This window comes from Thermus sp. LT1-2-5 (assembly GCF_040363165.1).
Classification (GTDB): Bacteria; Deinococcota; Deinococci; order Deinococcales; family Thermaceae; genus Thermus.
This window is the reverse complement of the sequence record NZ_BSRG01000027.1, coordinates 1-6,235: the sequence shown is the minus strand read 5'-3', so window position 1 is coordinate 6,235 and position 6,235 is coordinate 1. Positions and strand designations below refer to the sequence as shown.

5 protein-coding genes are annotated in these 6,235 nt (G+C 55.7%); all 5 read right to left on the bottom strand.

Going from position 1 to position 6,235, the window contains the following annotated elements; genetic code table 11:
- Window positions 1–834: glycosyltransferase (locus tag ABXG85_RS12805; RefSeq protein WP_353513992.1), on the bottom strand; the 834-nt coding region annotated here is incomplete at its 3' end.
- A 1,147-nt stretch (window positions 835–1,981) separates the two neighbouring features.
- Window positions 1,982–3,112, bottom strand: coding sequence for a glycosyltransferase family 4 protein (locus ABXG85_RS12800; RefSeq protein WP_353513991.1), 1,131 nt, complete (start codon window positions 3,110–3,112; stop codon window positions 1,982–1,984).
- Window positions 3,113–3,129: 17 nt separating this feature from the next.
- Window positions 3,130–4,002 (bottom strand): glycosyltransferase family 2 protein, encoded by an 873-nt coding sequence (locus tag ABXG85_RS12795; RefSeq protein ID WP_353513990.1) that lies wholly within the window; start codon window positions 4,000–4,002, stop codon window positions 3,130–3,132.
- Between the two features lie 67 nt (window positions 4,003–4,069).
- Entirely contained in the window at window positions 4,070–5,035 is a 966-nt protein-coding gene (locus tag ABXG85_RS12790; protein ID WP_353513993.1) for a glycosyltransferase family 4 protein, read from the bottom strand.
- Between the two features lie 254 nt (window positions 5,036–5,289).
- The coding region (gene glf / locus ABXG85_RS12785) for a UDP-galactopyranose mutase (protein ID WP_353513989.1) at window positions 5,290–6,235 on the bottom strand (946 nt) is incomplete at its 5' end.

Below are 6,235 nucleotides of genomic sequence, written 5' to 3'. Positions count from 1 at the left end.
CAGAACCACCAAAGGAAGCCCCTCCCAGTTGGAAACAAGCACAAAAATCTGCGCCTCCGCTAAAATCCGGTCCACATCCAACCTGCGCCCAAGAAAGCGAACCCGGCTCGCAAGCCCAAGCCCCTCAGCCAAAACGCGAACCCCAGCAAGCAACGGCCCATCCCCCACCAGGTCCAGGGTCCAAGGAAGATCCCGAAGCCCCGCCAAAGCCTGAAGAAGAAGAGCCTGATCCTTCGGAGGAGCAAAGCGGGCCACCATGACCAGCCTGGGAGGCTCCCGTCCCGGGTCAGCCCGAAAAGGAGTGTCCGGCACCCCGTTCCATACCACCCGGATCTTCTCGGGAGGCACCACCCCGTAGCGCAGGGCAAGCTCCCGGTCTTGGTGGGATACAGTAAGGACCAAATCCCCTGCCCGGCCCGCTATCCGCTCTAAGGCTAAGGCCAAAGCCTTCCGATCAGGGCTTACCCCATCGGCGAAGGCCCAGCCATGTGCGGTAAAAACGCTCCTAACCCCTAAGCTTCTCGCCGCAAGCCTTCCCAGAAACCCCGCCTTGGAGGAGTGGGCGTGGACGAGATCAGGGCGCAACCTGCGAATTAGCTCCCTGACCTCCCAAAGCCCCCGCCAATCCGAACCCGGTCTAACAGGTTGAACCAGGTGGGGAAGGACGTGGGTCTTCACGTCGAGTTCCTGGGCCGCCTTCACCAAAAACTCCTCACGCTCCCACCCCACGGCCAAGTGGAGCTCAGCCTTGTCCCTAAAGGCCTTTAGCAGTTCTAGGAGGTGCATCTGGGCCCCCCCTGGCTCGGCTCGGGTGATCAGATAGAGGATCCGCACGGTTTCCTCCTAACCGCACCGCCGCATAGATTATAAGAGCCCCCCAAACCAAGAGCCGGAGGCGGGTATTGGCGCCCAAGTTATCGCTGAATAAGCCTATCCCCAAACCCAAGACCAGGGCGAAAAGAAGCAGGAGCTCCGGCGGCTCTGGATGCCTCAGGCGGCGCAAGCCAGCCCACCAAACCGCCACAAGGGGCCAGATATAAATAACCTCCAGCAACGCAACCGCCTCCATCAGCCCATCCACCTGCCAAGGGAAAGGCCCCATGAACACGGTAATCGTGCTATACAACCAGCCAAGGAGAAAGCGCAAAGGATGGGTGGGGTCCAGCGCTACCCCTAGGGAGCTCCCCCCTATCCCATACACCTCTGCGCGGAAGCTGGCCAAACGTTCGGGGCTCAGAAGGGGGTTCAGATACTTCCAACCGAATGGCCCCCACCCAAGTAGCCATGGAACGGTCAAAAGGATGGAACCTAAAGCGATTAGATCTCTAACCCGCGCCCTCCGAAGAAGGAAATACAGGCTCAACGCCCCTACCAGGGCCAAAACGGTGTAGGGGCGCAGGGGCCAGAGAAACAAGAGGAGCGCGCCAAGCCCTAGGTAGTGCCAAGAACGGGGCCTAAACAAAAGAAGAACGCTCAAGCAAACCGTGAGAAGACCAAGGAACCAGATAAGGGAGTCCTTAAGAAGTTGAGTGCTGTAAAACACCGCCGAAGGATAGAAGGTAAGGAAAAGACCAGCTACGTTCCCTGGACGATTCAGAGCCCACAAAGAAAAGCTTCTGGAGCCCAGAGACTCTGCAAGCCAAACCCCAAGGCCCACCCCCAAGGCTCCTAAAAAAACGTTAACCAACTTCCCCAAAAGAACGCTCGGCCCGAAGACGGCAAAGAGGAGGGACAAGAGCAGGGGATATGCGTTCGGAAGATCGACGGGCCCAGCTCCTTGTAAGAGCCGCAGGGAGGCTTCATAGTAGTATCGGTCGTCAGCACCAGAGGGAAGGGGATAAAAACCGCCATAACCCGCACTTAGCGAATACACGTGGGTCAGCCCCAAAGCTCCGAGCCTAACCAGGAGCGCCACAAATGTCCAAAAAAGCACAAGGCGGATGCATTGAGGCTGGCATACCAGCATAATCCAGATTCCTTTTCACGAAAGCTCCGCGTACAGCGCCCAAAGCCTTTCCTTCATCTTGCCCCAGGAAAAGCGCTCCTGGAAGACCGCCCTTACCCTCTCGGCAAAGGCACGGCGCTGCTCCTCAGTCCAGCTCACAACATCGCGGAGCGCCGCTTCCAGCTCCCTAAGGTTGCCGTATTCCACTACATAACCCATTCCTAGGGCCTCCACCAACCGATCCATTCCGGTGCCTCGAGCTACTATAATGGGCTTGCCCATGGCCATAGCTTCGAAGAGTTTGTTCGGACTGGAAAAACGATGGTTAGGGATTGAGGGATCATACGTGGCAAAAAGAACATGGCTTCTGCACGTAAGGTCCAAGACCTTTTCATAAGGGATGCGCCCGTGGAAGCGCACATTAGGCATTCCCTCCGCCCGCTTCCTTATAAGCTCCTCGTCCCCGCCAAAACCCCCAAGGTCCAGCTCCCACTCCGGATGCTTTTCCAAAACGTCGAAAACCTCTAAGATACCTCGATCAGTTTGTAGTATGCCCACATAAACGATCTTTAAAGGGGGGGGTGCAGATGTCTGAGAACAACCCCTATACACGTTGGGTGAATTATAAATTACAACTAAACGCTTCGGCTTCGCACCTTTAATCTGCTCTATTCTGCTCTCATCCGCAAGGATGACGGCATCGACCCAACCCATCAAATTTTGGTCTATAAACCGAATGAGTCTTCTAAACCACTTAGGCGCTTGCCGGATCATGTCAGCGTAGAAGTCAAAAACGTCATAGACGATGCTTTTGCGAAAAATACGACCCACTAAAACTGCGGGCAAAACCGTATCAAAATCGCACGCATGGAGAATCTCATATGCACTCCTTTTTCGCACCAAGTACAGAAGCAGGGCCACCTGAAATTTAAGAAGACTTGGAAGATTACCGAACCCTTTACCAAAATCACCCTTTATCCTAAGCCTTTCCACCAATCCAAACTCACGTCGTTCCCTCTCAGGCAAACTGCCCAGCCGGTCCCACCCCACCACACGAACCTCATAACCTGCCTCCGCCAAGGCGCTTGCCTCTTTTTCAACCCGCGGATCAGGATCAACTGGGTTTGAACGTAAAAAAAGGACTTTCACACCCATGGCTCTTCTCAAACTCTAGCGCACCCGCTTCAGTCACCTTTTTTCAACGCTATCCCAAAGAAGCCCTCCGTTCTGGCGATCAAAACACGAAAATAATGCCGAACAAGCGCGAAATCCCTACGGCCGATAGATGCCAATATTCCCCCCAAACTCCGCAAACTGTAGTAAACAAAGAGCCAGAAAAGCTTATGCTTCCGCATAACTCGCCCAACCCCCCTTAAGTAGCTTCTCGTCCGCGACGGATTTCCGATCTCCTCTTTAAAAGGATGATACACGCACACCGTGGAAACCATATAGAACCGATAACCAGCCTTCATGGCCTGAAGCATTAAATCTATTTCCTCACCCGAACCCCATGGGGTACCCGAACCAACCCCCAAGGTTTCGTCAAAGTCATAGACGGCTTCTCTTTTGAAAAACAGCAGGTAGGAAGATGCCTTCCGAAAAACGTCCGAGATACTAATCCGAGCACCCATGTTACATCGACGTTGATCGGCGCAATCACTTTCTTCCCAATGGTCGGCCCTCACACCAACCACACCCCCGAGACGAGAATCAAGACTGGCATACATATCCAAATACCTCACAGCTTCCGCCAAGGTATTTGGAAAGTAAGTACTATCGTCATCGGGAAAGGCAACGTACTTGCCTCGGCAGACCTTCAAACCTACATTGCGTCCTAGAGAAAGCCCCGGCGGAGATGTAAGATAAGTTATGGGTAGCACATCCTTAAAATTTGCGATGATCTTAAAAACTCTATCATCTTCGTTTTGGTCCACAATTATAACCTCAAAATCCTTAAAGCTCTGCTCCGTCAAAGAGGTCAACAAACGGGCCAGCTCCCAATCCCGACCCCTTGTTGATATGATTAAACTAAAAGCGGGTCCGCTACCCTGACTCACTCCCCGTCACCCCCGCGTAAGTAGGCCTGGCGCTCGCAGATGCCCCACACCAAACACAAACCCCCGCCTAACACAGCTCCTCATAAAGGGAGAGATACCGCTCTACCATGGCAGAGAGCGTATACTCCCCCACGAACCTCTTCCGATTACCCTCCCCTGCCGACGCGAAGAGATCCATTGAACCCTCATCGTCAATAAACCGCGCAAGCTGCTCGGGGGCCCGCACGAACAAGGGATAACCTTCCCCAAGCGCCTCCACGTTCCCACCTACAGGGGTCGCAAGCACCGGTTTTGACAACGCCATAGCCTCCAATAAAGCGAGATCAAAAACCGCCACCCTCGGCGCATGAATCACCGCTTCGCTCCTCGCCACCCAGGCCAAAGTCTCCCTCCTGGGTAAAGGACCAACGAAGCTAACATTGCTTTCCAAGCGATACCGTCGAACCAAACCCTCCAGATAGGCTGTCCAGGGTGTAAACTCCCCCACCACCACCCAGCGCCAAGGCCTCTTAACCAAGGCTAGCCCTTCAAGTACCCAGTCGAGGCCCTTCTCCGGAACATGCTGGGCCACGGTAACAAAAAGGCCTCTCTCAGGTACACTCGGAGAGCAGTCCAGCAAAGCATGAAGGGGGTCCTCAATACCATTGTGGATAATCCTTAGACGCCCAGAAGGGATAGTCCAACCGGTATAATCCTCAAACAATTTTAACGCACCCCTGCTTGGGAAAATGATCCTATCAGCCCTCTGAAGAAGCACCTCGTAAGCATCCTTGACCTTCGCTCCCCAAACCTTCACAAAAGATGTCCCATATAACATCTCCCACTCGCGCAGCGCACTACCCTTACTATGCTCAGTCCAAACAATTTTTTGACGCCGATCTAATGCGAGAAGTGAGGATATCCCCCGCCAACCAATACCGTGCAAGTGAAGGATGCCAGACTCGAACCAACACCCCGAGAACGAACTGGGACCCGAACCCCTTACCCCGTAAGCCAAACCAACCAGAAAACTACGCAACCTCTCCTCAGGCATCCTCGCAATCCAGAACTTCACAAAGCTACTCACATTCAACCCACTTCTGTTGGCCCCCGAACCCTCCTGGGAGAGGAAACCTGCAAGGTCATCCAACCCATGTAGAGCATGTACAACTCCCTTGCCAACATCGACAAAGTGCAACTGTAGCCGTCTACCCCCCACACTCAGCAAACCCCTCAAAAGATCATAGGCCACCCGATTAGGCCCGCCGGAGTTGGAGCGCAAAGGCCCCCACGTGCCAATAGCCACGTTCAACCGCATTGTGCCACCTCCTCAAAGAGCTTCAGGGCCCGGGCCACCGCCTGGTCCATGTTGTAGTACCGGTAGTCCCCAAGCCTCCCGGCAAAGTACACCCCCTTAAGCCTCCTCGCCTCCTCCAGGTACAGCCGGTACCGCGCCTCGTTCTCCTCCCGCGGCACCGGGTAGTAGGGCTCGTTCCGCCCAGGCTCGTAGGCCTCCGGGTACTCGTAGCACAAGGTGGTGTGGGGCAGGTAGTCCTGCCCCGTAAGGTGCTTGAACTCCGTCACCCGGGTGTAGGCGTGCTCGTTGGGGTAGTTCACCGTCCCCACCTCCTGGGCCCACGGCCTCCCTTGGCCTTCCAGCCGGAAGCGCAGGGACCGGTAGGGCAAAGGCCCGTGGAGGTAACCGAAGAACTCGTCTATAGGACCCGTAAAGATAAGGTAGCGGTACCGCACCTCCTGTTCCACTTGCCGCCAGTCCGCCTGGAGGAGCACCTGGACGTTGGGGTGGGCAAGCATCCGCCGGAAAAGCGCCGTGTAGCCCTCCTTGGGCATGGCCTGGTACGTATCCTGGAAGTAGCGGGTGTCGTAGCTCACCAGTATCGGCACCCGTGCCGTCACCGAGGGGGATAGCTCCTCCGGGCGCATCCCCCACTGCTTCAGGGTGTACCCCTCAAAGACGTGCTTGTACACGTAGTCCGCGAGGAACCGCAACTCAGGGTCCTCCTCCTCCCTCAGGCGTAGGATGGGCACGCGGGCCCCGTAGCCGAACCGGGCCACGAGCCTCTCCTCCAGACGGTCCGCCACCCGCTCGGAGAAGAGGGCCCTTAGGGAGGCGAGGCTGAAGGGCAAGGGGATCTCCTTTCCTTCCACCACCGCCCGCACCCGGTGGAAGTAGGGCCGCCACTCGGTGAAGCGGGAGAGGTACTCAAAGACCTTCCGGCTGTTGGTGTGGAAG